This is a genomic window from Rouxiella sp. WC2420 (assembly GCF_041200025.1).
Classification (GTDB): Bacteria; Pseudomonadota; Gammaproteobacteria; order Enterobacterales; family Enterobacteriaceae; genus Rouxiella.
This window is the reverse complement of sequence record NZ_CP165628.1, coordinates 719,312-741,922: the sequence shown is the minus strand read 5'-3', so window position 1 is coordinate 741,922 and position 22,611 is coordinate 719,312. Positions and strand designations below refer to the sequence as shown.

Genomic DNA, 22,611 nt, shown 5'->3' with positions numbered 1-22,611 from the left:
GCGAGTAATAGGCTGTGCTTATTACGTATTTCATTAGGCAGCTGCGAGATTGAGGCCATGATGGCCTGCGGTTCTTAACGGTAAGGCAACCCAAAGGCGGGAGTTTTCTCCCGCCCGATGGTGCGAAAGCATGGATTCAAGAGCACCCCTTTTCAGACAATTTGCAGTAAAAAAAAGCCCCGACAGTCAATCTGCCAGGGCTTTAATTATTTAACTAACAGCCAAAATCTATTTATTATCCAGCGAATAGGCAATCACGTAATCACCACGGTCTGGTGACTGACGTGCGCCACCTGCTGAAATAACAATATATTGTTTACCCGTTTTGGGTGAAACATAACTCATCGGGCCGCCGCCGCTGCCTACTGGCAAACGTGCTTTCCAAACTTCTTTGCCTGTTGAAGCATCGAATGCGCGCAGATAATAATCCTGAGTACCCGCGATGAATACCAGGCCGCCCTGAGTTGCCAGAGTACCACCCAGAGTTGGCATACCCACAGGCATCTGCGCCATCATTTTGATCCCGAACGGACCGGTGTCCTGAACAGTACCGGCTGGAACCTGCCAAACGATTTTCTGAGTATTCAGGTCAATCGCAGACAAAGTACCAAATGGTGGTTTCTGGCACGGAATACCCAGCGGAGACATGAAGCGATCTTTATTTACGCCGTACGGAGTTCCTTTAAGTGGAACAGCCCCCATGCCGGTGTTAACAGATTCGCCCCCATTGCTGGCTGCAACTTTGCTGTTGTTCTGCTTGATCATCTGCACCCAAAGGCCCAGACGCATGTCGTTAACAAACATGTAATGGTTGTTCGGGTCTATGGACATACTGCCCCAGTTCATCCCGCCCAGAGAACCTGGGAAGCTCAGAGACTTATCAGTATCTGGCGCGGTGAACAGACCGTCATAACGCATTGATTTGAAGCTAATACGACACATCAGCTGGTCAAATGGAGTAGCACCCCACATGTCCGATTCTGTCAGTTTCTGGTTACCGATTGATGGCATACCGACTGAGAACGGCTGAGTTTTAGAGTACTGTTCGTTAGGGATATCGCGGGTCTTGACCGGCAATTCTTTAACTTCAGTCAACGGTTTGCCAGTGAGGCGATCGAGAACAAAGATCTGACCGGTCTTGGCACCGATAACAACAGCAGGCTTAGTTGTGCCATCTTTAAGCTTGAAATCGATCAAGCTTGGCTGCATAGGCAAGTCAAAATCCCACAGATCGTTATGTACAGTCTGATAAACCCATTTCTCTTTACCAGTAGTCGCATCAACTGCTAGCACGGATGCACCATATTTGTGGTCCAGTGCGTTACGGTTTGCGCCCCAAAGGTCAACAGATGAGCTGCCCATTGGCATGAACACAGTGTTCATTGCCGGGTCATAAGACATTGGTGCCCATGAATTTGGCGTGCTGCGAACAAAAGTCTGGCCCGGTTGCAATTTTGCATTTGGATCAGGATTGCCCGGGTCGAACGCCCAACGCATTTGACCCGTAATGACGTCGAAACCACGGATCACGCCACCCGGCATGTCGGTTTGTACGTTATCCGCTACGCGCCCACCAACAACAACTGTAGTTCCAGCAAGAGTCGGAGCAGAAGTCAGTTGGTATTTAGGATCGGCAGCATCACCCAGGCCAGCCTTGAGATCAACAACACCATTGTTGCCGAAGTCTGCACAGAATTCACCATTATCGGCGTTGATCGCAACCAAACGTGCATCGATGGTGTTCATCAGGATACGACGTTTACAAGTATCACCCGCAGCCAATGAAACCTGAGGTACCGGAGTAGAATTTGGGACTGTTGGTTGTGCAACGGGTTTGGTGGCGTCAAAAAAAGCCAGACCACGACAGCGATTCCAGACTTGTGCCTGTGCGTTGATTTCACGCTTCCAGATTTGCTTGCCAGAATCTACATCAACAGCGATAACGTTGTTGTGCGGAGTACACAGGAAAACTTTGTCGCCGACCTGCAGCGGAGTTTCCTGATCTTCAGCACCGTTGCCCCCCGGGCTGATTGGCGTATCACCAGTATGGAAGGTCCAGGCAACTTTTAAGTCTTTAACATTGTTACGGTTAATCTGATCCAGCGCCACAAAGCGATCGCCACCGGAAGTATTACCCCAGTTACTCCAATCTTTTTGCTGTTTTGCCTTATCAACGGGTATCAAAGGCAGTTCATCGCCTTTGAAAGCAACAGTGGGATGCGGTTGGAACATCTGCGCAAAAGCAGTAACCATGCCTACAACCAATACGGCGGTAAACACGTATGAAAGTTTAGCGAAGCTTGATTTACCCTCTTTTTTTCGCAGTGTTGGCCAGGTCGCGAAACCCAATAGCATAAAGCCTGTCGGAACCATCAGACGAGAAATCAGGGGCCAGAAATCCCAGCCAGCATCGCAGATTGACCAGATGAGCGTGCCGAGGAACACCAGAATGAACAGAACGACAGCGGAGGATTTGGCACGGAAATATTGAATGGCAGAAAGAACCATCACGATGCCGGCAATCAAGAAATACCAGCTACCGCCGAGTGAAACCAACTTCCCACCTTCAATGGCAAAAAACAGGCCACTGACAGTAAGAATAACCCCTAAGATACAACACCATAGCCTGAGTATGGGACTCGACTGGGAATTTAATCCAGACATGCAGGCACTCTCCGAAATTATGTTTTTTGATAGTAATTACAAATGTAATAGTGACGACTAGCCACTCAAGTATGACTAAAATATTATATTTGCGTCAAAACGTGAGCGCGGCATTGTACCACCTGATTCATTTCAGTGTTAACGCTATAACTGTTTAAGAGCAATTTATTAACAACTTTGTACAATACCATCATAAATGTGAGGTTATTCATAAAGTTATCCATGTTAATTGAGGGTTTATCTGTAAGACTAATCGTAGGTAAAACCAGTAACAGAAAAATATTAATGACACAAAATGACAAACTTACCTGCGGTAATAGCATTTTAAAGTTCATTATGAAGGTAAAAGGGCCTAAAAAAATGCCATACGAAACAAAATATTAACCAAACGAACCAACTTAAACGTATTTCTTACACCAGCCCAAACCCTGATGTTTTCACTGGAATTTAGGCTAATATTTATACTTTTTGGCTTGGTACTATTATTGGTCTGGCAGAAGGCATTACGCACATCGGTAACTTAAGCACTGTTAGGGTATGTCTTTAAGAAATTAGGTGTCAGCGCGGTGGCCGTTTTGGGCTTGTTATAATAGGAGAGCTCAGAATGTGTAACAGGCACGCTGTAACTTTTTTGGTAGATGTTTACTGACTAAGCGAGCCAATAAATAATAGAAGATTGATGGGATTTGCTACTAAAGACAATGAGACCCCCTCCCCGAATAACTGAAGGAAATCTCATTAAGCCTTTATTTATAATAATAATTTTAAGTATTAGACTATTTAATCAGGCATTAGCCTGAGGGCTTTCTGAATATTTAGGTACGCTAGACTGTCTGAGCAACGATCTGGTTAGTCAAGGTGCCGATACCGCCGATTTTAACCTCTATGACATCGCCGCTTTTCATAAACAAAGGTGGAGTTCTTTTCTTGCCAACGCCGCCCGGTGAACCTGTGATGATAACATCGCCAGGAGATAGTGGGCTAAAGCGAGAAATATACTCGATAATATCCGATACTGAATGGATCATATTTCCAGTAGTGTCGTTCTGCACACGCATTCCATTCAGGAAAGTCTCGATGGGCAAAGCTTGAGGATCGGTGATCTCGTCGCTGGTCACTAACCATGGGCCGAAGCCACCGGTTTGACGCCAGTTTTTACCCGCCGTAAACCAGGTATGTTGCATATCTCGAACAGTAGCATCCATAAAGCAGCTATAGCCCGCAATATAATCAAGTGCGTTTTCTTTTTTAACTTCGCTGGCATAACGACCAATGATAACGGCTAATTCACCTTCATAATCAAACTCATCGCTACTTGCAGGTTTGATAAGATTGTCTTTGTGCGCGCTGAAAGTGTCTGGAAAACGTATGAATAGAGTGGGTGCATTGTTATTTTCTTCGAACTCTTTTCTTTTATCGGAATAATTCATTCCAACACAAAAGATTTTTCCTGGTGATTCAATAACCGGTAAAAATACAATATCTTCGGTTGGATAATCAACGGGAGAACTAACCAGTTCTTGCAAGATGCTCAACGCATTATCATTCAACAGAGATTGAAGGGTTGAATACTTGTCGCCAAATCGTTTTCCGGCATCAATAATGCCATGTTCAGTAACAATTCCGTATGACTTTTCATTTGACTGTGGGCGATAAAAACTTGCTAATTTCATAAAATTCCTTAGATCTACAGCACAAACAACCTTAATTTCAGTTGCTTATCAGATCTCTTTATTCAGCTAAAATGACCACCTGGTGTAAAAAACCACGAGATGGCGACCGAGCAAATTGCTTCAGCACATCAAGTGTGCGTAATTTTCGCATAGACTTACCCATAATGCACAGTCAAACTTAAGATTATTGATTTATTATTAGTGAAATTAATGGTCTAAACTATTTTTTGTAGAAAATAAATTTCAAAAAGATTAATACAGGCATGCAATTGATTAATTCCATGCCGTGATTATCAGGCATTAAATCTCATCTATTAGACATCCTCTAATTTCACCTCCCTGCATTGAGTCAAGGATACTATTTACCTTAAGAACAAAAAGGCATAATAAAAACTGAGCCACCGCTCTAATGTTTAATTGAGCCAGCAAAAAAAACTCTTAACATAGAGCGCCAAAACCCCACCTCAGAATCAGGGCTATTAGTTTCTGTTATAGTAAAATCAGAGTTAACTTTATATCCTAGACGAGGAATAGTTATAATGAGGTCTTCAAGATTAAGGCTTCTAAGCTCCTTCCTTAACGTATAAATTTTCTGATTAATTGCGGGGGAAAAATCGAAGAGTGCTGCCTTACCCCAAATTATTTGAATCAATAACTCTTTGTTAACGGGTTGCTGCTGCCCATGCATGACAATGAGTTCAAATAACTTCCCCTGAGAATAAGTTAAACGTAAAATAGAACCAGTCTTGTCACAAAAAGCATGTTTTTCCTGACAGTAATAAATATTATTCGTAATGTTTATTCTTTTCATACCCCACCCTCTTCTAATAAATATTTCTAAACTTGGAATTCATCTAAAAAAAAGTTAACCATCAGCTTCCGATGATTTTTAGCCTGATTAACGTTAACTATAAAAAAAGTTAATTAACGTGACTTAAATCAATAGGTTATAATCGATGACATTAGTGAGTGATTTTGAGGTATGATTAGCTTCGTTTACCATCATGCTAGTCGCATACAGCTTGAATCCCTTAATATAAAATAAGATAATTCTTACCAGCACTTCTGGAGTCGTTTTCATTAAAAATAAGAAAAAAAAGTAGTAAATAAGAATAACCAAGACAATCTAAAGAACATTTTTGCAAAAACACCTAAAATAACTCCTTTCAGATAACCTTTATGCTCCTTTATCAGGCTGCCCTACTCTCTATAGCCTCAGGCTATTCAATTGGCAATAAACAAAAGAATAGTAATTTTTTCGATCTACAACCAGATAATTAAAATAGCCAATGTGATTTTTAAACTTTTAGAGTCAATATAATGTTTACCTGATGTAAAGCTTAAAGCATACTTTTAGCCTCAATGGCGGACATCACTTAATCTAAGAAAGGAGTTTCTTATGTCACCACAAATAGGTATAGGAGTTCTTATCTTTCGCGAGGGGAAAATTCTACTAGGTCGACGTAAAGGTAGCCATGGCGCGGGGGATTGGTCTGCGCCGGGAGGCCATCTTGAGTTTGGAGAAACGCCCGAAATCTGTGGGATAAGGGAAGCCTGGGAAGAAACCGGTATTAGCACTGGCAAACTATTAGCAGGACCCTACGTCAGCAATGTATTTCCAGAAATCGACAAGCATTACGTCACACTGTTTATGCTGAGTCTTTGCTCTGAAGGTGAGCCTGTTTTACGGGAACCAGAGAAATGCGAAGGTTGGCAATGGTTTTCTATCGATTCCCTGCCCGAACCGTTATTTGCTCCCTTAAGAACCCTGATTGATCAATACGGCATTCACGGATACAACGGAGTTGTAAACTCATAAAAAATGTTCAATCAATCAATCAATATGATGGGTAACTTATTCTTGAAAACGTACTGGCAGAGTATTTTATAGCTGTCGCGGTCAAAATGTGGGGGCGGGATTTGTAGATCTTTTGCTGCTGCCAACGTTTTGACCGTTCCTAAATAAAACCAGTTATTCAACACGTGAAAATCACTTTGACTACCATTTTTTTCTTCAATCGCAATTCGCCCAGGATAAGGCCAGCTGCGGATTTTTATCGCCTCCAGAGCTTCTTTTAGACGTAATTGATGAACATCAAGGCTCTCCTTTCCACAGCAAACCCCTGCACAACGCCCCAGAGAAAATCGAAAACAGGCTCTATTGGCTGAGAGTTTTTCGAGTCCCAATGCGCCATAGCACAAGCACTTTTCGTCGGCAATTTCTCTCAGTTTTTCAATTGCAGCAAATTTGGTTTTGAATAAGCCATACAAATTTTCGGCGATGGAGAAATCTGTTTCATTACTGAAAATAATATGGGTTTCCCCTGCAGTGACTCTTAGAGAACATAGCTTTCGAGTTATACGCAACCTCTTGTTAAATAAAGGTCGCTGATCTTTTATCATTTTAGACTCAAGAAGTAAGGCCCCAATCTCGCCGACAGTTTCGAAGAAAGCAATACTGCTGGTCATGCGTAGTAATTTGGCCTCGCCAGCCGTTCTAAAATGCGATTGCACACGGCTGCGAATGTTTACACTCTTACCGATATATAGCGGAAAGGTATTATCCTGACCATAAAAAACATAGACCCCACAGCTTGTGGGCAGTGTATCGAGCGTATAGCGTAAATGTTCAGGATATTGATACAGCAGAGACGTGTTTTCGTTTGGCATAGGGTCATTCAAATAACGAGGCGATTACCGAGTGAAAATTAGACAAACATGATAATACTGAATACTCATACAGTATTCAAGATCCACGATGTTCACATCTATTGCAGTTTGATTATCACCAATTTAGAAACACAACTGCTGTGATAAATTTTCAGCTGGGGAAAGGCAAAGTTCTATAAAACTGCCATGCTAATCGGCAAGTAATCCATTTTATTAAGGCAATTCGAGCAACTTTCGAGGGGAAAAACTATGTTTAACGTTTTACGCGCTGAACCAAAATCATCTTTCGAATATGGACCTTTTAAAATTCGCCGCATGAGACCCGGCAGGATTTTCCCTGGCAACGCGGATAATGCACTAGGGCCACTTAGTGTAATCGATCACGCTAACCTGAATATTGGCACAATGGTTAGCATGCATGAACACGTCAATGACGAAATTCTCAGCTATATATGGCAGGGCTCAATGGTCCATGAAGACTCATCAGGAAACCGTACCCCGCTTTCGCCAAAAAAGCTGATGATGATGAACGCAGGCAACAGTTTCTGGCATGAAGAAACTACACCTCTCGTTCCCGTAGAGATGCTACAAATTTTTATTCGGCCACGCGAAGCCAACCTGCCAGGAAGAGTGCAGTTTATGGAACGGCCCAATGGTATTGAAACTGGTGTATGGACCCTCTTAGCCGCGCCCGAAGGTGAAAATACCCCGCTTCAAATCCGTCAGTCAGTTTATATTTATGACACTCGCCTCGAACATAATGACAAAATAGAAGTGCCGCAGCATCAAGGATATGTACAATATTTATATGTTATGGATGGTGAAATAAGTTTCGATAAAACTGTACTTTATAAAGGAGATGCCATTAGCAGCAGTGATATCGCACTGCCAGAAATTGAGTCAACTGGAAATACTACTTTGCTTTGTTTTTTGGTCGATATAGATGCGAAAGCAATCATGGAAGGATCTATTAGTGGACAATAAAAAACTTCATCAGAGACGAACACTTTCATTTAATGACAAAGGCAATTTTTGAAGAACAGTCCTAAAAATTTCAAGGACGGAATTTTTGTTCTAAGCTTTATTCATGTTTAACTCAAAATGGAAGGAGCACCTTATGACCAATAAGCAAAGTCCCCACAAGACATTAATTCAGGACCACGTTGATTCCTATCCTGTTCCACCATTTAAACAGCAAAAACAACCCTTCCCCAGTTTAGTCAGTGAGATGTCACCTGTGCCAGATCATGGAGAAAAAACATATAAAGGCAGCGGCAAGCTTGTAGGCCGTAAAGCACTGATAACGGGCGGTGATTCCGGTATCGGTCGTGCAGTGGCCATCGCCTATGCTCGTGAAGGGGCCGACGTTGCCATTAACTATCTTCCAGAGGAAGAGTCCGATGCAAGACAAGTCATTGCATTGATAAAAGAAGCTGGCTGTAAAGCAGTAGCAATCCCTGGTGATATTACCGAAGAAGCATTTTGTAAAAAATTAGTTAAACAGGCGGCTGAAGAATTAGGCGGTCTGGACATTCTGGTTAATAACGCAGGGCGTCAGCAATTCAGTGAATCAATTAAAGATCTGACGACTGAATCATTCGATGCAACATTTAAGACTAATGTTTACGCAATGTTCTGGATTACCAAGGCTGCCGTAGAATATCTGCCACGTGGTTCATCGATTATTAACACCACGTCAGTACAGGCTTATAAGCCTAGTAATATCCTGCTCGATTATGCATCGACTAAAGCTTCAATAGCTGCTTTCACCAAAGCGCTGGCAAAACAGCTTGGTCCGGATGGTATTCGAGTTAATGCGGTTGCGCCTGGCCCATACTGGACTCCTCTACAAGTATGCGGGGGTCAACCTCAAGAAAAAGTGGAGGTGTTTGGTGAAGAAGCACCACTTGGCCGTCCGGGCCAGCCCGCTGAAATTGCGCCGCTGTATGTAACCTTTGCTGAAACGAACAACAGCTACTCTTCAGGGCAGGTGTGGTGTTCTGACGGTGGCACCGGTACTGTGTAAAGTACTCTTATTTGACTGGAAATTACCTGAATAGCTTGCAGCCTGTATTTCTATTTAGCTTTGATTTATTTGAGCAGCAGTAGTATTTCAGATATGCAACATAAATAATCCTCGGCCTCCATAATGCACATATGCATGCAGTGGCCGAGGATTATTATTTTATAACGTTAGAATTCAAGCTGTATAATTTAAAGATAATAACATAGCCAATTCACATTAGCGGATTTTAATTTGGAGTTACCACCATCACTGATGGTTATTTATTAACAAACCACTTGCGTTAGGAAAAATAAATCAGCTTTGATCTCATGCCATTATTCAATGGCAACGCATTATCATTGTTTTTTTGAGAATCATCAACAGCCTACTGACACATTTATATCATCATATTTGCAAGCACTCTTCAAACTCATTGTTTAGCCTATCATCGAAAGATTTTACCAACATAAGCTCTATTAAATGCCCCTCGAAATTCTTTAAATCCCTTACCACTTTAATTTGTATATATAACACCATTCAATCTTAAATGGCCTCTTTGAACGATATATCGTACTTATAGAATGAATAGGTCCATATTGGGTCCTATAAAATATTGCATGGTTCATTTTAAGACAATTAGACAACCTAGTTGTTAAGATATCCTAAAATCCATATGTTTGAGACATTTAAGTCAAGAAAATCTAAAATTAACGCATCATGATGACTCCCGGTGAGCGCATTAAATTGCGGCGTAAAGAAATGAAACAAACCCAGCGCAACCTTGCTTCCGCTGTGAAGGTTTCTCACGTCACAATTTCACAATGGGAGAGTTGTGATACTACCCCGGGCGGAAAAAACCTCTTCTCTCTCGCTAAAGCGCTCAAATGCTCTCCTACGTGGATTTTATATGGTGATACAGACAATTCACCCGTTCCAGTAGAAGAACTCGCCACCACTTTGTCAGAACGCGAACTTGAGTTGCTGCAACTTTTTGCTTTTCTGCCTGAGTCAGAAAAAGAGCGGCATATGGAAAATCTCAAACACAAAGTCGAAGAATTCAATAAACTTTTTGCTGAGCTGCTTCAGGCCAGGACTGACATTAAAATTTAAAGCGCAATCGCAAAAAAAACTTAAATAATGACTTCAATAAATTTAAAAAAAACTAATAAAATTCCTCCGCAAGTATTTGATACATTTAGCCCGACTTAAAAACAGCTAAAGATAATCTTAGCCCTTATATCCGTTAAGTGCATTGACCTTAAAGGCTGCAAGTCATCCTCTTTCAGTTTATAAATCATTGCTAGTAGCGGATTGTCATATTTAATTTTAATAAACATATAACACTGGGCTTCTAGAAATCACGAATACGACATCATGAGAATATCATTTTAAAAACTCAAAAATTCATTTTTTTAATAAGTGACAAATATTTATAGTGTTATATAAGATGAAAATCCTAAATATTTCAATTTCATTTATTAACTTACCCACGTAATTTAAACAAAAAAACTATAAAACCGTTAACTAAAAGGTTTTATAGTTTTTCTTAACACTGTTCTAAGACGAAGCCAAAGATTAGTTGTTCAACTCACTCATATTAGTGATTTGATCTCGGTTAATCTGCTGAGTTTTACCTGTCTCGGCATCCTGATAAGAAACTAAGCCAGTATCAGAATCAATCTGAGGTTTGCCTTTAGTTACTATGGTTCTACCATCGGTAGTTTTGATGGCCTGGTTGGAAGAACAACCAGCAACAAACAGAACAGATAAGGCTGTTAAAGCCACAGCGGGTAGCCATTTTTTAGTCATACTAATCATCCTATTTTGTAAGCTCAATTTTTGTTAAGTAAACAGTATAGGACAATTTTGACAAATTTCTTGGTTCAAGTTGTTATATCAGTACTTGTTACCTGATCTCCCCCAGCTTTCAGGGCAAAGGTTTTAGCAATTGGCTAAATTTTCAGAAAACACAGTGGTAATTTTAATGGCATTCAGCACATTTACTATCTAAAAAATCGATAGAATTGCGAAGTATTAACCACCTTAGCTTACTAATTATGTGAATTTTGTAGAAATAAGCCAAGATTGGAAGGATGCTTATCTATGTTCAGGATAATATTGTGAAAAATTAATCTTCACATGGCTAATCACTCATTTAACTAAGCAAACTGTGATTATTGAAATTCAGCCACTTTGTATTCTTTATTTTTAATATCGTCTAAAAAAATTATCTTTCTTTAGACGAGTTATCTTGGCAGAAGCTATTAATATAACTTAACACCCACGGGACTTGCATTAGCACCGTCAAATAGTCTTTTATTCAGGCATGGTATTAGAGAGCCAAATAATTTGGCTCTTTGAAAGTTAACGGCGAATCAAAGCTAACCTTATACCTAATCCTATAAAAGTAGTGCCGACAACCCTGTCTAATATTTTCTGAAGCCTGATGCTTTTTGATACAGCCCCTGCTGCTCCCCCAGCTAAAATGGCAAAGGTTACATCGGTAATAAAGGCTATCAATGCATAGATTAAGCCCAGCATCAAGAAAGACAAGGCATGGTTATAACCGTCTGCCGAGACGAATTGTGGAAAAAAAGAAATGAAAAATAACAGTACTTTAGGATTAGTTAACGTCGTGATGAAGCCACGTGAGAGTAAACCAGAAGTACTGATTTTTGTCTCGATCATTTCTGCTCCTGATGACTTTTTACCTAAAAAAGTTCCCAGCAGCATTTTGCTTCCCAGATAAATCAAGTAAGCCGCACCAAGGTATTTGATTACTTGAAACATTATTGGTGATGCCATAATCATTGCGGTTAAACCAACCGCGCTGGCAACAACATGGGTGCAACTACCTAGTGCAACACCAATAGCAGAAATAATGCCTGAACGCTTTCCATTGGCTACACTTTGTCCTACAACATAGGCCAGATCTGGGCCAGGAGTAATACATAAAAAGAAAATAGAAATTAAAAATAGCCCAAAATGAGTGATATCCAGCATCGCAGTCCCTAATAAGTGCCCTAGAATTAAAGTATTTTTCTCAAAAAATTTTTCAACTTACTTTTAATCTATGATTCTAAAATCAAATTTTAAAACATTTTGGACGCAAAAATGCACTCATCTCTCGCTAGGGTGTAATAGATTTCCTAAATAATTTCTATCAGTGATTAACTTGATGTACAGGGTAAAGGGAAACTTTATGACAAGATTTAGCGGCAAAAATATAGTCATTACAGGTGGAACAAGTGGCATCGGCTTTGCTGGGGCAAAACGAATTATTTCGGAAGGCGGTCGAGTTGCCGTTACCGGACTTAATTTAAACAGACTGCTTGCTGCATCTAAAGATCTTTCAGAGCAATCACTAGTATTGAAGAATGATGCAGCTTTGGAAGCAGATATAGAAAATCTGGCTGTGGCATTAGAGCCTTTTGGGAAAATTGACGGCCTCTGGTTAAATGCAGGATATGCTGAAGTCGGCTCTGCAGAATCAGTGACCGCAGAGGCTTTTGATAAAATAATGAACGCCAATGTGCGAGGCCCGATGCTGCAGTTGGCTCGTCTCTCTCAACAGCTTAATAACGGAGCGTCGATTGTTGTGACTTCATCATCATCTACTTATGAAGGTGCAGCAATGACCAGCCTTTATGCAGCAACCAAAGGTGCACTCGTCGCCATGGCTCGAAGTTGGGCTTCAGCCCTGGCCGAAAGAAATATTAGAGTCAACGTGCTGATACCAGGTCCAATCGAAACCAATTTTCGCCACTTTATGCCAGAAGAATCTCGTCAACAGTTTGAAGATTTTGTGGTTAGCCAGATACCTTTAAAGAGAGCCGGTACGCCAGAAGAAGCTGCCGCTGTGGCCCTTTTCTTACTTTCCGACGACTCTTCATACGTTACCGGTAGCCAGTATGCTGTCGATGGCGGGCTCGTACGTTACTGAATTACGATTAAGGATGCTGTGGCGTTTTGCGAATCGCCTCAGGTTCCATAATGCTAACAATCGGCGCATCATAAATTCCGAGGCATACTTTACTATTTCCCCAGCATTCCTCGTATGGATAGCCAATCAACTCCTCCATTACTGCACGAACATCCGGGCGAATGTGATTAATCATTCCGCCCGCTTTTATTCTTGCCACTTCCGCAAGCACCACTAAATGTGATTTTCGATTCAATTTCATCTGATAACTAAAGATCATCCCTACCAAAGCTAAAGCAATTACCCCCACAGAAAAAAGAATGGCAATAGCAGTGACAGCGCTTTCTGGCTGGCTGGATGATTTAGATTGGAAACCATAGAGACTTAAAATTAACCCCATAGAGAAAACAATCACCGAGCGCATTAATTTACCAGAAAAGGTCATTGCCCCGGCATAAATCCCCTCTCGACGCCTGCCAGTAAAGGCTTCATCAATGTCTGCAAGAAAGGTATAAACCGTCCAGGGAATGTAATAAACACCGCCAGTGCCAATACCGAATATTACGGTAATAGCTAGCATAGCTGCAGTTACGTATTGCTGTGATAGGTGTAAAAAATGCAGCAGGCTATAGCAAGCTACTGAAAATATTACAATTCCAAGAGCCATAATATATGGCCTGCTAAAACCTTTTTTCACACAAATACTAATAAAAATTGCTGTTGAGAACAGCTGCAAGATTGAATTTAAACTGTTTAAGCCAGCCACCATTGCAGGATCGTATTGCAATACAAAAATGATGAAGTAGGTAAAGAGTGAAGCAAATAACCATTCGGCACCGAAACCACACAGGTACATTCCCAAATGTTTGCGGAAAACTCGCAAATGAAAGATTGATTTCATATCCCTCATCAGGGTGGTCATATTTTTCACCAACGTCATCTTCGTTTCATCTTTCGGAGCAGTTTCAACCTGAGGTCGCTCCCAAGAAAAAAAGTACAGCATACTGATTGCAATACACAGAATTACTCCATAGGTTAGGGCAGTTAAAAAGAATGGTTCTGCCGAGTTTTTTCCATAAATCAAAATATACTGGCCTGGAATTAATGCTGCGAGAAAGTTTGCCACTTTCCCAAAAATAGCTTTATAACCCGTTAATTTAGAGCGAGCCGAAAAATCTGAGGTCATTTCAGTGGCAAGAGTTTCATATGGAACCATCACCGAGGTGTAAATAAGCTCAAAAATCACATAGGTGGAAAGGTAATACCAGAATCCAAAACCGTTTATCCACAATAAGGGATAAAACATCATTAATGGAATGCCCAGTAAAATAAAGAATCGACGGCGGCCAAATCGTTTTCCGAGACGGGTTTTACCAAAGTTATCAGATAGATACCCCATTATTGGATTGCTTATCGCATCGATAATACTGGCAATTGAAAAAATAGCTGAAGCCTGCAGTAACGAAAGGCCGCAGAAAGTAGTATAGAAGTACAACAGCCAAATACCTGCAATTGCCAGCGCCCCGCTCCCTAGCAGATTTCCACCGCCATAAGCCAGTTTGTGCCTCAATAAAACATTTTTTTCAGCGTTCATTATATGCCTATCGCAAAGTTTATAAAAATGAACCGTCGTTTCATTTTTGTTTGATTTAAGGTTTATATATACATGCCGTGGCAAAAAACGTGAGTGAGTTCAAACTTAAGGCAGAGGGGGATCATTTGTCGCAGAGTTTTGAGATACATGTATCATTCTTAACTATTAAAAATGCAATTATCAGAAAATCTCCTATCGGCTTTTAGCCTGCAAACACCAAAAATTCATATTAAATAATTATATATCAATAAATTACATATAAATAAGTCACCCAAATTTATGCCGTTAACAAGGGCCTTTTAGAGATGCCTTTTCGATAATTATTTAAATACGTGCGTTTATGCTTAACTATTTTACCTCTCGCACGGTCAAAGTTAGGGTGTTTTTTGTGATCAGCTTTGCATTTTCAATAGAACTTAACACATCCCCATTTCACAAATGATAAGTTAATTTTTTTATGAAACATTGTTTCATTTTAATTTTATCGGCTCAAGCTTAGCAGCCCATGAGGTGAGTGATGGCGAAAGGTTCTCAGATACAATTCAAATTCTGCACTGTTCAGGATGCTGACACCGGCGCGCGCATCTGGCGTTTAACACCACCGGATGTGTTGTGCCATCGCAATTATTTTTACCAAAAATGCTTTACCCGTAATGGCGAAAAATTGATTTTTGCGGGTGAGTTCGATGGCAATCGTAACTATTATCTTCTTGATCTAGAGACACAAAAAGCAGTGCAGCTTACTACAGGATCGGGGGATAACACCTTTGGCGGCTTCCTTTCCCCCGACGATCGCTATCTTTTTTACGTCAAAAATGAACGCGAATTGCGCCGTGTATCATTATTAGATTTCAGTGAGGAAACTGTTTATCAGGTACCGGAAGATTGGGTCGGTTATGGTACATGGGTTGCAAATAGCGAATGTACCAGCCTGGTGGGAATCGAGATCCGTCGCGAAGATTGGAAACCGCTCTCTGACTGGAAAATATTCCAGGAGTTTTACCATAGCAATCCGCACTGCCGACTGGTGCGTGTAGATTTGATGAATGGTAAATCTTATGTCATTCATGAAAAAAATGAATGGCTTGGACATCCCCTTTATCGACCGTTTGATGACACCACGGTCGCCTTCTGCCACGAGGGTCCACACGATCTTGTCGATGCACGCATGTGGCTTGTGAATGAAAATGGTAGCAACGTTCGAAAGGTTAAGGAACATGCTGAAGGTGAAAGTTGTACTCACGAATTTTGGGTGCCAGATGGTTCTGCGTTGATCTATGTTTCATATCTCAAAGGCCAACACGATCGTTACATTCGCCGCTTTGATCCTCAAACAGGTCAAGACATTAGCCTGATGGCTATGCCTGCATGCTCACATTTGATGAGTAATGCAAAAGGCACACTGCTGGTCGGCGATGGTTCAGGCACGCCAGTCGATGTAAAAGATACTGCCAACCATACAATCGAAAACGATCCTTGGTTATACATTTTCGATACGAAATCCCGCAGCTATGCCCCTCTTGCGGCTCATAAAAGTTCATGGCGAGTTCTTAATGGAGATCGTCAGGTAACGCATCCGCATCCATCATTCTCACCCGACGACCGCCAGGTTTTATTTACCAGTGATTACGAAGGGCTTCCGGCGCTGTATCTGGCAGAAATTCCAGATGCTTTATTCAGCACGTTACTTAAGGACTAATCCGTGTTCATTTTTAAACAAGATATTCTTCAGCAAGATTTAGGCAAGGGTGTAGGCCGTCGAGTGCTGGCCCACAGTGGATCAATGATGGCGGTTGAGGTCTCTTTTGAGCAAGGCGCAGTTGGCCCGATGCATAATCACGTTCATGAACAGCTGACCTACGTACTTTCCGGGCGCTTTAAATTTACGATCGGTGATGAAACCCATGAAGTGAAAGCGGGTGATACGCTATATAAAAAGCCTTTTATCATGCACGGTTGCATATGCCTTGAGAAAGGGGTTTTGTTAGATACCTTTACGCCACAGAGAGAGGATTTTTTGTAGGGGCAAAAGGCAAAAAACCCGCCATAGGCGGGTTCTTCTAAATATGGTGCCCGGACTCGGAATCGAACCAAGGACACGGGGATTTTCAATCCCCTGCTCTACCGACTGAGCTATCCGGGCAACGGGGCGCATTAAACCGTATTGGCACCTGGTCGTCAACGGCTTTTTAGCAGATTACCCTTCTGCGGCGTTTGAGTGATGTTTTTTAAAGCAAACACTTGCCGAAAAGCCTATTTTACAGTCAAAAATCCCCCAACCGCTATTACCGTCGAGAAAGTTTTACAGCCGAAGTGTTTTACCCACTTCCTGCCCAAGCTGCTGCTTAAGATAATTGATAAATACGCTAATCCGCGCCGGCAGATGTTTACGATAGGTGTAAACGGCATAAATATCCGCCGCGGGGGCCAGATAATCTGTCAATAATGGCACCAGCTCGCCCTGCTGCAAGTTTTTTTGGATATCCCACCATGAGCGCAAAATAATACCGTGCCCGTCACGAGCATAGTTAACTACTGTTTCGCCATCATTGCTGGACAAGTCTCCACTGACCTTTTGCACATACTCTTTGCCCTCTCTGGTGAAACGCCACAGTGAATAATCACTCTCATATTGCCTTAAAACAATACAGTTGTGATGGGCCAGATCGGTCACGCTCTCGGGGATGCCATTTTTATCCAAATACTCTGGGGAAGCACAAACGACTCGTGAGTTACTCATTAGCTTAATGGCAACCAATCGTGAATCAGGAGGCTCACCCACGCGGAGATCAATATCGACACTATTATCCAGAAAATTCAGCGGTTGGCTGGTGAGCTGTATATCAATATCCAGATTAGGATGCAGCCGATGAAATGAAGAAATTAAAGGAGCAATGAAGCGACGGCCAAAACCAAACGAGGCATTAATGCTAAGCCTGCCGGTGAGTAGAGCCTGACTATTTGATACTGCATTCTCAAGTTCGGCCAGCTGGTTAATGATCGGCCGAGCACCCTCGGCGTAACGCTCCCCTTCTACAGTCAAATCTAGCCGACGTGTTGTCCTTAACACCAACTGCACGCCCAAACGCTGTTCAAGCTGAGTTAATCGCTTGCTGACCGCTGGAAGGGTCAACCCCATCTCGCGCGCTACTGCCGTTAGGCTACCGAAGCGGGTAATAAGAGTGAAAAATCTTAGATCGTCGATAGAAGACATCATTATTCACTTTTAGTTAAGAATGCCTTAAATATTTAGCAAATTGTTGCCCGCCTGAGAAGTAATTACACTCAAAAGAATCCAATAATGATAAGAGGCCCTCAAAATGTCTGATAGAACACATAGAATAGCCGTTATTCCTGGTGATGGTATTGGTAAGGAAGTGATGCCAGAAGGCATCAGAGTGATGAAAAAAATCGCTGCCAGACACGGTATTAATATTGAGTGGCAATGGTTTGATTTTGCCAGTGCAGATTATTATCTCGAGCATGGAAAAATGCTGCCAGATGATTGGTATGTCACTCTAAAAGAATTTGATGCAATCTATTTTGGTGCCGTAGGCTGGCCTGATGTCGTTCCCGATCACGTTTCGCTGTGGGGATCATTACTGCAGTTCAGACGAGAATTCGATCAGTATGTTAATTTACGGCCCGTACGCCTGATGCCTGGAGTCAAAGCACCTTTAGCTGGAAGAAAGCCTGGAGACATTGATTTTTACGTCGTTCGGGAAAATACCGAAGGCGAATACTCAAGCGTTGGCGGGATTATGTTCCCTGATACCGCTCGGGAAATTGTAATTCAGGAAACGGTAATGACCCGCACTGGCGTTGACCGCATACTTAAATACGCTTTTGAATTGGCGCAAAAAAGACCCAAAAAGCACCTAACCTCAGCCACAAAATCCAATGGCATCGCTATTACTATGCCTTATTGGGATAAGCGGGTTGTTGAGATGGGTAAAGGTTATCCTGAAGTGAACGTCGATAAGTATCATATAGATATTCTTACCGCGAATTTTGTTCTGCATCCAGATTGGTTTGATGTGGTAGTTGCCAGTAACTTATTCGGCGATATTCTTTCAGACCTCGGCCCTGCTTGCACCGGCACTATTGGCATTGCGCCATCAGCTAATATTAATCCAGAAGGTAAATTCCCTAGTCTGTTTGAGCCGGTGCACGGATCTGCCCCTGATATTGCCGGTAAAGGTATCGCCAATCCAATTGGGCAAATATGGTGCGGTGCAATGATGCTGGAACACTTGGGCTATGAACAGGCAGGCGCAGAAGTGTTGCAGGCTATAGAGAAAGTGCTGAGTCTTGGACCTGATAACGCCCCTCTTACAGGCGATCTTGGGGGAAAAGGCGACACACGTGCCTTGGGGCAGGCCATCGCCGACATGCTGTAAACTTTACAGCTACTCTAACGGCTTAGGGTGCAAGTGAAGTTAAAGTTGTTGAGAAATTCGCTTAAAATATGATTTATCCTAGCCCGAGCGGTGGTGATTTCACTATCGCTCGGCGTCTCCCTGCTGATACAATTCCCACAAGTTACTCGCTAATTTAAACTAAAAATAAGATTAAACTGAGGGAAATCCTATTGTACTGGAATAGCCTGACTTATTTCGGGGACAGTATGCTTTTACTGCCTACCGGAATTATTATTGCCTTTTTTATGGCCTGGAAGGTCACCGGTCGTTTCACGCCACTGGTATGGTTATTTACCTTTGGGATAAGTGGATTCTTAGTCTGCATTTCGAAACTGCTTTTTTTAGGCTGGGGAATTGGCAGCACACGTTATAACTTTACCGGTTTCAGCGGCCATACCACGATGTCAGCCACTATTTGGCCAGTTTTATTATGGCTTTTAAGTGGTGGATTACATAAAAGGTTACGTCAGGTAACGATAGCCGTAGGATTTTTGTTACCCGTACTCATTGGCTACAGTAGAGTAATATTAGGTGCACATTCCCCAAGCGAAGTAATTACTGGATTAATTATAGGGTTGAGTGCTAGCAGCATATTTCTTATTACTCAGCGTCATCAAATAGTTAAAGCTTTCACTTTTTCTCAACTGGCAATAATGCTAATTGTGCCGATTCTATTGGTGAGCAGGGGCAAACAGGCAACGACACAAAATATGATTGAGCAGTTTGCTGAACATATTACTGGCCATCCTGCCTGGACTCGTGAAAAACTACTCAGCCAATTAGGTTAAAAAACTCGACATTGTTATTTATTATACGGTGTCGAAGTTTTAATATTGAGCAACTTTTTTTTCAAGTCCATTTAATGCCCCAAGCCAGAAGCCATTAAGTGAAGGAACCTAGCTGATATGACTGAAGCAATATTCATAAATTATGGAAATGCCGGGATTTTTCCCCGCTTCATCCGTTATCTGCTACTGCCGCTTATTTTATTGATTGTCAGTGGATGTGGCGATAAAGAGCAGGCCCAGCAGCAGGCGTTTACTGACTTTCTACAAACTAGCCTTCTCTCCAGCCAAACGATAAAAGTCCCTGAATTAACTTCAGATCAGCAAATTAAATTTGGGCATTATGCAAAAGACTATAAGATTATTACTGACTTCCATCGCAAGCTCGACACAGAGCTTAATTCATCTTTAGTTCCAGTATTTACCAATATGAATGCAGTGACTTCAGTAAATGCCTTACTGGAACAGCGCAACGATTTACAAAAAATGGCGCAAACCAGTCAGCAATGGCTTGATGAATTAAAGACAATACGTCAGCAGGCTGATGCGCAGCGCGATACATTGAAGCAGCCTGTAGCGGTGAAAAAAGTTTATGACCAGGCCTTTAACAAAGTGGTTTCGCAGCCAGCAGCAGTCGCGGAGAAAATATATACGCTGCTTCCGGAAGTATTAAACCAAATTTTTATCAAGGCCGATTTTATTAAAAGTCAGGGTAAAAATGTCACTATTTCAGGCAGCACACTGCAATTTTCGTCACAGGCTCAACTTGATAAATACGCGGCTATCCAGAAACAATTGGTACCGCTTAATGCTCAGTTGATGGTTCTAAGCCGACAGATGCAGCAGATGGTCAACTAATATTCTTGCGCTGAAAATAGGTAATTCGTTTGGGCGCGACAACTAACCGGTTATTGGCCTATCAAAAAGCTAAACCGATTCTTAGTCAGCCTTGCTTTAATGGCACGCGTGCGCAACCGCTTGATTATTCTCGGCACGACGCCAATCACCCGGCGTTTGCCCAAACTGACGTTTGAAACTGCGGGTGAATGACTGCTGAGAGTCGAAGCCCAGAGAAATGGCTACACTGACGATAGTCTCAGCGCTGCTTGCCAGCATATCTGCCGATTTTTTCATTTTCTGCTGACGAATGTATTCACCCATCGGTAATCCGGTGTGTTCTTTGAACATTCTTTGCAAGTGCCAACGAGAATACCCCGCACGTTTGGCTACGGTTTTAATATCCAGTCGTTCTTCCAGATTGTGATCAATCCAGTCAATAAGATCGTGAATAAAATCTTCAGTTTTCATTTCCGCTCTCCCACTATGGTTTTGCTCCCTCTCAAGGAGAGCATTCGTTAAGGCTGACGCAGTTTTCGATAAAATGCAAGTTTTACTATTGCATTTTAATCGCTTCACGCAGATAGTTACAGCTCCTCACAAAATGGCTTTTCGCTATAGCACATAAAGTGCAACAATAATTCTTGCAGTTTAATAGCGCGCTCCCTACAATCCCCTCGAGTTAATGTATCAGTTATTGATACTTTATTGCACCTATGACAGATGCAAATCCCAAAAAAACGGCGCAGGTGAAGGACGTTCCCCGGTGGACAGGACCGATGGAGTTGCCTGCCGCAGTATTCACTGGAAATAAAAATAATGATTAGCCTGCAAAATTCTTATCTGCGGCCCACTGGTCGTCGCCATGCGGCGCACATTATCGCGCCACTTTCTGGGCTAGCGTTGATGATCGCTTTACTTTCAGGGTGTGATAACAGCGTGGCGCAAAACGCAGCGCCTCCCGCTCCGGCAGTCAGCATGGCCAACGTTTTAATTAAACCTATCAAACAGTGGGACGAATTTACCGGCCGTATCGAAGCAGTACAAATCGTTCAATTGCGGCCACGCGTTTCGGGTTACATCGATAAAGTCAATTATCAGGAAGGCGATGAAGTCAGGAAAGGCCAAGTGCTATTTACCATCGATGACCGTACCTATCGCGCTGCTCAGGAACAGGCGCAGGCCCAACTGGTGCGAGCCAAAAACCAGGCTACTCTGACGCGCAGTGAGTCAGCACGTACAGAAAAACTGGTGAGTTCGGAGGCGATTTCCCGCGAGCTATGGGAACAGCGCCGCTCCGCTGCTGCTCAGGCTCAGTCAGACGTTTTAGCGGCTCAGGCCCAGTTGGATATGGCGCAGCTTAACCTCGACTTTACCCGCGTAATTGCGCCGATTGATGGCAAAGCCAGTCGCGCAATGATAACCGCAGGCAATCTGGTTACCGCGGGTGACAGTGCCAGCGTGCTGACGACTCTGGTTTCACTCGACAAAGTTTACGTCTATTTCGACGTTGATGAGGGCACTTTCCTGCGTTATCAGGCGATTGCGCGGGCGGCCAGGCAGAGCAATGAGCCTCTTCCGGTACACGTCGGTCTAGTCGGTGAAAACGGTTATCCGCATCAGGGCGTGCTTGACTTCACCGACAACCAGTTAACCTCCAGCACCGGTACCATTCGCATGCGTGCCGTGCTCGACAACCACGATCGCAGCTTCACGCCAGGCCTGTTTGCCCGCGTGCAAATGCCGGGCAGTGCCGAATATAACGCCTTGTTAATTGACGATAAAGCCGTACTCACCGATCAAGACCGCAAGTTTGTTTACGTGGTGGATCAGAGCGGAAAAGCGCAGCGCAGAGATATCCAGATAGGTGGCTTGTCAGATGGATTGCGCATTGTGCAGCACGGCTTGCAGGCAGGAGATCGCGTGGTCGTCGATGGCGTACAAAAAGTCTTTATGCCGGGGATGTCAGTCAACGCCAAGAGCGTAGATATGGCTAAAAATCTAACACCCGCTGCCGCTGATCAAGCCCAGTAACAGGAT

At 42.6% G+C, this 22,611-nt stretch carries 20 protein-coding genes and 1 tRNA gene; 11 read left to right on the top strand and 10 right to left on the bottom strand.

Annotated elements, in window-relative coordinates:
• Positions 1–228 precede the first annotated feature (228 nt).
• From AB3G37_RS03560 to AB3G37_RS03550, 3 genes are all read right to left on the bottom strand, one after another.
• A complete protein-coding gene (locus AB3G37_RS03560; protein ID WP_369789731.1) occupies positions 229–2,664 on the bottom strand; it encodes a glucose/quinate/shikimate family membrane-bound PQQ-dependent dehydrogenase in 2,436 nt (811 codons plus the stop codon).
• 824 nt (positions 2,665–3,488) lie between these two features.
• Positions 3,489–4,337: a fumarylacetoacetate hydrolase family protein gene (locus AB3G37_RS03555; protein WP_009639313.1), complete on the bottom strand. Its 849-nt coding sequence runs from the start codon at positions 4,335–4,337 to the stop codon at positions 3,489–3,491.
• Positions 4,338–4,743: 406 nt separating this feature from the next.
• On the bottom strand, positions 4,744–5,148 hold the full coding sequence (locus AB3G37_RS03550) for a transcriptional regulator (RefSeq protein WP_369789730.1): 405 nt from the start codon (positions 5,146–5,148) through the stop codon (positions 4,744–4,746).
• 588 nt (positions 5,149–5,736) lie between these two features.
• Here AB3G37_RS03550 and AB3G37_RS03545 point away from each other — a divergent pair.
• Positions 5,737–6,156, top strand: coding sequence for an NUDIX hydrolase (locus AB3G37_RS03545; protein ID WP_369789729.1), 420 nt, complete (start codon positions 5,737–5,739; stop codon positions 6,154–6,156).
• Between the two features lie 11 nt (positions 6,157–6,167).
• Here AB3G37_RS03545 and cho read toward each other — a convergent pair whose 3' ends face one another.
• The gene (cho, locus tag AB3G37_RS03540) at positions 6,168–7,007 is read right to left on the bottom strand and encodes an excinuclease Cho (RefSeq protein WP_369789728.1); all 840 of its coding nucleotides are present in this window, start codon (positions 7,005–7,007) and stop codon (positions 6,168–6,170) included.
• A 249-nt stretch (positions 7,008–7,256) separates the two neighbouring features.
• Between cho and AB3G37_RS03535 the strand changes: the two genes are divergently transcribed.
• From AB3G37_RS03535 to AB3G37_RS03525, 3 genes are all read left to right on the top strand, one after another.
• Positions 7,257–7,991 carry a pirin family protein gene (locus AB3G37_RS03535; RefSeq protein WP_369789727.1) on the top strand — a complete coding sequence of 245 codons (735 nt, stop codon included), beginning with the start codon at positions 7,257–7,259 and terminating at the stop codon, positions 7,989–7,991.
• Between the two features lie 133 nt (positions 7,992–8,124).
• Positions 8,125–9,033: an SDR family oxidoreductase gene (locus AB3G37_RS03530; protein WP_369789726.1), complete on the top strand. Its 909-nt coding sequence runs from the start codon at positions 8,125–8,127 to the stop codon at positions 9,031–9,033.
• Between the two features lie 696 nt (positions 9,034–9,729).
• Positions 9,730–10,122, top strand: coding sequence for a helix-turn-helix domain-containing protein (locus tag AB3G37_RS03525; RefSeq protein ID WP_369789725.1), 393 nt, complete (start codon positions 9,730–9,732; stop codon positions 10,120–10,122).
• Between the two features lie 465 nt (positions 10,123–10,587).
• Here AB3G37_RS03525 and AB3G37_RS03520 read toward each other — a convergent pair whose 3' ends face one another.
• Both AB3G37_RS03520 and AB3G37_RS03515 read right to left on the bottom strand, forming a co-directional pair.
• On the bottom strand, positions 10,588–10,821 hold the full coding sequence (locus AB3G37_RS03520) for a YgdI/YgdR family lipoprotein (protein ID WP_009639320.1): 234 nt from the start codon (positions 10,819–10,821) through the stop codon (positions 10,588–10,590).
• Between the two features lie 555 nt (positions 10,822–11,376).
• Complete coding sequence (locus AB3G37_RS03515) at positions 11,377–12,015, bottom strand: LysE family translocator (protein ID WP_369789724.1); 639 nt, start codon at positions 12,013–12,015, stop codon at positions 11,377–11,379.
• Positions 12,016–12,214: 199 nt separating this feature from the next.
• Here AB3G37_RS03515 and AB3G37_RS03510 point away from each other — a divergent pair, with 199 nt between their 5' ends.
• Entirely contained in the window at positions 12,215–12,955 is a 741-nt protein-coding gene (locus tag AB3G37_RS03510) for an SDR family oxidoreductase (RefSeq protein ID WP_369789723.1), read from the top strand.
• A gap of 7 nt (positions 12,956–12,962) precedes the next feature.
• Here AB3G37_RS03510 and AB3G37_RS03505 read toward each other — a convergent pair whose 3' ends face one another.
• Positions 12,963–14,528, bottom strand: a complete 1,566-nt coding sequence (locus tag AB3G37_RS03505; RefSeq protein ID WP_369789722.1) for an MFS transporter — start codon at positions 14,526–14,528, stop codon at positions 12,963–12,965.
• A gap of 517 nt (positions 14,529–15,045) precedes the next feature.
• On the opposite strand from AB3G37_RS03505, the gene AB3G37_RS03500 reads away from it, so the two are divergent.
• Together AB3G37_RS03500 and AB3G37_RS03495 are read left to right on the top strand one after the other, a co-directional pair.
• Positions 15,046–16,227 carry an oligogalacturonate lyase family protein gene (locus AB3G37_RS03500; RefSeq protein ID WP_369789721.1) on the top strand — a complete coding sequence of 394 codons (1,182 nt, stop codon included), beginning with the start codon at positions 15,046–15,048 and terminating at the stop codon, positions 16,225–16,227.
• Positions 16,228–16,230: 3 nt separating this feature from the next.
• Positions 16,231–16,551 (top strand): cupin domain-containing protein, encoded by a 321-nt coding sequence (locus tag AB3G37_RS03495; RefSeq protein ID WP_369789720.1) that lies wholly within the window; start codon positions 16,231–16,233, stop codon positions 16,549–16,551.
• 44 nt (positions 16,552–16,595) lie between these two features.
• Here the strand turns inward: AB3G37_RS03495 and AB3G37_RS03490 are convergent.
• A tRNA-Phe gene (locus AB3G37_RS03490) sits at positions 16,596–16,671 on the bottom strand.
• Between the two features lie 159 nt (positions 16,672–16,830).
• The gene (locus AB3G37_RS03485; RefSeq protein ID WP_369790882.1) at positions 16,831–17,742 is read right to left on the bottom strand and encodes a LysR family transcriptional regulator; all 912 of its coding nucleotides are present in this window, start codon (positions 17,740–17,742) and stop codon (positions 16,831–16,833) included.
• A 106-nt stretch (positions 17,743–17,848) separates the two neighbouring features.
• Between AB3G37_RS03485 and AB3G37_RS03480 the strand changes: the two genes are divergently transcribed.
• The 3 genes from AB3G37_RS03480 (at position 17,849) to AB3G37_RS03470 (ending at position 20,592) form a co-directional block, all read left to right on the top strand.
• Entirely contained in the window at positions 17,849–18,928 is a 1,080-nt protein-coding gene (locus AB3G37_RS03480; protein WP_369789719.1) for a tartrate dehydrogenase, read from the top strand.
• A 191-nt stretch (positions 18,929–19,119) separates the two neighbouring features.
• Positions 19,120–19,737, top strand: a complete 618-nt coding sequence (locus AB3G37_RS03475; RefSeq protein ID WP_369789718.1) for a phosphatase PAP2 family protein — start codon at positions 19,120–19,122, stop codon at positions 19,735–19,737.
• Positions 19,738–19,854: 117 nt separating this feature from the next.
• Positions 19,855–20,592, top strand: a complete 738-nt coding sequence (locus AB3G37_RS03470; protein ID WP_369789717.1) for a DUF3053 family protein — start codon at positions 19,855–19,857, stop codon at positions 20,590–20,592.
• 96 nt (positions 20,593–20,688) lie between these two features.
• Here the strand turns inward: AB3G37_RS03470 and AB3G37_RS03465 are convergent, their stop codons facing one another.
• Positions 20,689–21,042, bottom strand: a complete 354-nt coding sequence (locus tag AB3G37_RS03465) for a helix-turn-helix domain-containing protein (RefSeq protein WP_009639166.1) — start codon at positions 21,040–21,042, stop codon at positions 20,689–20,691.
• A gap of 435 nt (positions 21,043–21,477) precedes the next feature.
• On the opposite strand from AB3G37_RS03465, the gene AB3G37_RS03460 reads away from it, so the two are divergent.
• A complete protein-coding gene (locus tag AB3G37_RS03460) occupies positions 21,478–22,605 on the top strand; it encodes an efflux RND transporter periplasmic adaptor subunit (protein WP_369790881.1) in 1,128 nt (375 codons plus the stop codon).
• Positions 22,606–22,611 lie beyond the last annotated feature (6 nt).

Bases quoted from the DNA above. Each gene is read 5' to 3' on its own strand.
- AB3G37_RS03545 (WP_369789729.1), top strand. From the start codon at position 5,737: ATGTCACCACAAATAGGTATAGGAGTTCTTATCTTTCGCGAGGGGAAA.
- AB3G37_RS03560 (WP_369789731.1), bottom strand. From the start codon at position 2,664: ATGTCTGGATTAAATTCCCAGTCGAGTCCCATACTCAGGCTATGGTGT.
- AB3G37_RS03480 (WP_369789719.1), top strand. From the start codon at position 17,849: ATGTCTGATAGAACACATAGAATAGCCGTTATTCCTGGTGATGGTATT.
- AB3G37_RS03550 (WP_369789730.1), bottom strand. From the start codon at position 5,148: ATGAAAAGAATAAACATTACGAATAATATTTATTACTGTCAGGAAAAA.
- AB3G37_RS03470 (WP_369789717.1), top strand. From the start codon at position 19,855: ATGACTGAAGCAATATTCATAAATTATGGAAATGCCGGGATTTTTCCC.
- AB3G37_RS03465 (WP_009639166.1), bottom strand. From the start codon at position 21,042: ATGAAAACTGAAGATTTTATTCACGATCTTATTGACTGGATTGATCAC.
- AB3G37_RS03535 (WP_369789727.1), top strand. From the start codon at position 7,257: ATGTTTAACGTTTTACGCGCTGAACCAAAATCATCTTTCGAATATGGA.
- AB3G37_RS03520 (WP_009639320.1), bottom strand. From the start codon at position 10,821: ATGACTAAAAAATGGCTACCCGCTGTGGCTTTAACAGCCTTATCTGTT.
- AB3G37_RS03505 (WP_369789722.1), bottom strand. From the start codon at position 14,528: ATGAACGCTGAAAAAAATGTTTTATTGAGGCACAAACTGGCTTATGGC.
- AB3G37_RS03485 (WP_369790882.1), bottom strand. From the start codon at position 17,742: ATGTCTTCTATCGACGATCTAAGATTTTTCACTCTTATTACCCGCTTC.
- AB3G37_RS03460 (WP_369790881.1), top strand. From the start codon at position 21,478: ATGATCGCTTTACTTTCAGGGTGTGATAACAGCGTGGCGCAAAACGCA.
- AB3G37_RS03510 (WP_369789723.1), top strand. From the start codon at position 12,215: ATGACAAGATTTAGCGGCAAAAATATAGTCATTACAGGTGGAACAAGT.
- AB3G37_RS03530 (WP_369789726.1), top strand. From the start codon at position 8,125: ATGACCAATAAGCAAAGTCCCCACAAGACATTAATTCAGGACCACGTT.
- AB3G37_RS03500 (WP_369789721.1), top strand. From the start codon at position 15,046: ATGGCGAAAGGTTCTCAGATACAATTCAAATTCTGCACTGTTCAGGAT.
- AB3G37_RS03525 (WP_369789725.1), top strand. From the start codon at position 9,730: ATGATGACTCCCGGTGAGCGCATTAAATTGCGGCGTAAAGAAATGAAA.
- cho (WP_369789728.1), bottom strand. From the start codon at position 7,007: ATGCCAAACGAAAACACGTCTCTGCTGTATCAATATCCTGAACATTTA.
- AB3G37_RS03515 (WP_369789724.1), bottom strand. From the start codon at position 12,015: ATGCTGGATATCACTCATTTTGGGCTATTTTTAATTTCTATTTTCTTT.
- AB3G37_RS03555 (WP_009639313.1), bottom strand. From the start codon at position 4,337: ATGAAATTAGCAAGTTTTTATCGCCCACAGTCAAATGAAAAGTCATAC.